The organism is Companilactobacillus halodurans, from assembly GCF_009600995.1.
GTDB lineage: Bacteria > Bacillota > Bacilli > Lactobacillales > Lactobacillaceae > Companilactobacillus > Companilactobacillus halodurans.
Map to the genome: position 1 here is coordinate 1 of NZ_VDFO01000077.1, position 2611 is coordinate 2611.

The window sequence follows — 2611 nt, forward strand, 5'->3', positions numbered from 1 at the left end:
TCGAACATCTAAAGGGCATGAATGGTGTCCTTTTTTGGTGTTCTTAAATGGTTATTACTAATAAATGGTATACAAAAATAAAGTTGATGGCAAAATACCTATCAACTTTATTTATCGTACAGCCTTAATAATTCAATAAAATAAGCCAGTTGCAACAGTTTTAGAATAGTTGCAACTGGCTTATTATTTTTAAAGCCATTTTTCAAGAAAAAGTCGATATGCTACCCTTATTGGAGAAATCATATTCATTTAGGGGGAATTATGAAAAAAATTCAAAAATTACCGACTGAGATTAAGTCAATTTGGCGAATTAATGCTGCCGTTGACTTTTTTATCACCTTAGTGATAGCTCTTGGATTCTTCATCTGGAGAAATTTCTCATCCAATGGTTTTCAAAAAGTTTTATCCGTCATCATTATTATTTCGGTATCATTTGCCATTATTTCACTTATCTCTGAATTGAGCTTAATCAATTATCATTGGAAATATTGGACTTATTTTGTTGATGAGCGTCAAGTCGAATTGCATTATGGCTTCTTCTTTCAAAAAGAAATCGTCATCCCTATTTCTCGAGTTCAAAATGTCACCTTGTCACAAGGACCTTTTTTACGTTTAAAAGATTTACAAAAGATTACTGTTCAGACTGCAGCTGGTGCTAAAGAAATCGATGGCCTGAAAACAACTGAAGCTAATAAAATCAAAGATTTGATTATGCGTTTAGCTCGGGAGGCTAAAAATGATATCTAAACCGCAACATATCCATCCCATTGCTTTAGTTTTCTTTCTTTATGATTCATTGAAACAGTTGGTATTTCCAGCACTGATTATTTTCTTTGGAATCGTAAACGCAGAAAACGAAAAGTGGCTAATTATTTTTTCAGTTTTATTAATTAGTTTTATCATCATCAAAACATTTTTAGGTTATTTTATGTTCACTTATCAACTATCAAATGATGAAATTTTTATAAAATCAGGTATCTTCGTTAAAAAGCTCAATCACATTCCTTATGAGCGAATTCAAAATATTACTTCAAACCAATGGTTCTTTCTTAAACCTTTTAAATTAGAAGAATTAAAAATTGAAACTGCTGGTCAATCAGATAAACCTGAAGTCTCTTTAAAAGCCGTTCCCGATTCATTACGTCCAAAAATTGCTAATTTACGAAATCACCAAGAACACTCAAAATCAAAACAAGCATCTGAAAATTCTTATCATATCAGCTTTAGAGATTTAATTAAATTTTCACTGACATCAACGGCAATCATCAATGCTCTTATTGTGGCATTTGCCCTCTTTGGGAAAATTCATGATTTTATAGATGAAAGAGAACTGAAAACAATTGCTGATAAAGTTATTAACCTTCAAATAGTCTTAATGATACTTCTACCAATTGCAATTTTCTTTGTTTTTTATCTGCTTTTAAGCTTTATCTTATTTTCAAAGTATTACGATTTTAAACTTACTGAAGCAAAAGGCCACTTAGAAACGATGCGTGGGCTCTTCAAAACTCGCAAAACTAATATTAACTTGAATCGTGTTCAAGCAATTTTGATAAAACAAAATTTTTTAAAAAGACTTTTCAGTATTGCCACAGTTCAACTTGTCATTGTCTCTAATTCTACTGAAGATGATACTGAAGAAAATGTCATTATCATGCCTGTTATCAATTATGAAAAAGTTACTGATTTCTTGAATCAATTCTTTCCAAATATTCCTGTTGAAGAAACTAGTCACTTTAACCCATTAACCGCTACTTACTTTTACAAATTTAGAAATGCGACAATTGGAATGGCAATAACTATCGGTCTGATAGTTTTATTACTGCATAGATTTGTTTTACTAACGACAATTTTAAGTATTTTAGGATTATTGATTTGGTATTTGCCAGCTTATTTATCAGCTAAAAGATCCAATATTCAATTTTTAAACGATAAATATTTGCAACTTCAAAATAATCATCTATTAACTAAACAAATTGCACTAATCCCTAAGGCAAGTCTTCAATTTACTAAAAAAAGTCAAAGCCTTTGGCTAAAAAGAAAAAATATTGCTAATATTGCTTTAAATATTCGTTCAGGGGTCTCCCAAAAGACCTTTGCTGTTACTTATCAAGCAGAAAATGATATTGACTCAATTATGCGATGGTACAAGAAAACAACCAATAATCAAAATTGATTATTGGTTGTTTTTATCTTTGTCTTGATTCACTAAAGACTTTTCTATTCGTCAATAATTCATACGTTATCATTAAAATTGCTCCGATAACAATACCAATTCCATTCGCAATAACATCATTGATATCGCTCGTCCGATTGATTAAAAAGATATGTGATAGGTAATATTGAGTAGTTTCAATTCCACCTCCGATAAAAAATCCTAAAATTGCCATTGAAATAATTGATATTTGTGGAAAAGAACGTTTAATCAATAAACCAAGAGGCACCGTCAAAATAATATTTTCCATGAATCCAATTTCAAAAATAGGCGAATTTTATAATCAAGTTAGCCACTTTCAATAAAATTCCAAAATAAAAACACCAAGACGAAAAAATCAGGTATCATTGGAGTTCTCCACAAACAATGAAAGAGGTTTTTCGTCTTGATGCAAGA

At 30.4% G+C, this 2611-nt stretch carries 3 protein-coding genes; 2 read left to right on the forward strand and 1 reads right to left on the reverse strand.

Annotation, left to right across the window (positions count from 1 at the left end):
- The first annotated feature begins 261 nt into the window (after positions 1-261).
- Together FHL05_RS12265 and FHL05_RS12270 are read left to right on the forward strand one after the other, a co-directional pair.
- The gene (locus FHL05_RS12265; protein ID WP_153387273.1) at positions 262-747 is read left to right on the forward strand and encodes a PH domain-containing protein; all 486 of its coding nucleotides are present in this window, start codon (positions 262-264) and stop codon (positions 745-747) included.
- Complete coding sequence (locus FHL05_RS12270; RefSeq protein WP_153522852.1) at positions 737-2176, forward strand: PH domain-containing protein; 1440 nt, start codon at positions 737-739, stop codon at positions 2174-2176. Before FHL05_RS12265 ends, FHL05_RS12270 begins: the two co-directional genes overlap by 11 nt.
- Before the next feature lie 13 nt (positions 2177-2189).
- Here the strand turns inward: FHL05_RS12270 and FHL05_RS12275 are convergent, their stop codons facing one another.
- A complete protein-coding gene (locus tag FHL05_RS12275; RefSeq protein ID WP_238706895.1) occupies positions 2190-2465 on the reverse strand; it encodes a VanZ family protein in 276 nt (91 codons plus the stop codon).
- Positions 2466-2611: the final 146 nt, after the last annotated feature.

What these genes read in the sequence shown, in the direction of transcription:
- FHL05_RS12265 (WP_153387273.1), top strand. Translation starts at nt 262, where the DNA reads ATGAAAAAAATTCAAAAATTACCGACTGAGATTAAGTCAATTTGGCGA.
- FHL05_RS12270 (WP_153522852.1), top strand. Translation starts at nt 737, where the DNA reads ATGATATCTAAACCGCAACATATCCATCCCATTGCTTTAGTTTTCTTT.
- FHL05_RS12275 (WP_238706895.1), bottom strand. Translation starts at nt 2,465, where the DNA reads ATGGAAAATATTATTTTGACGGTGCCTCTTGGTTTATTGATTAAACGT.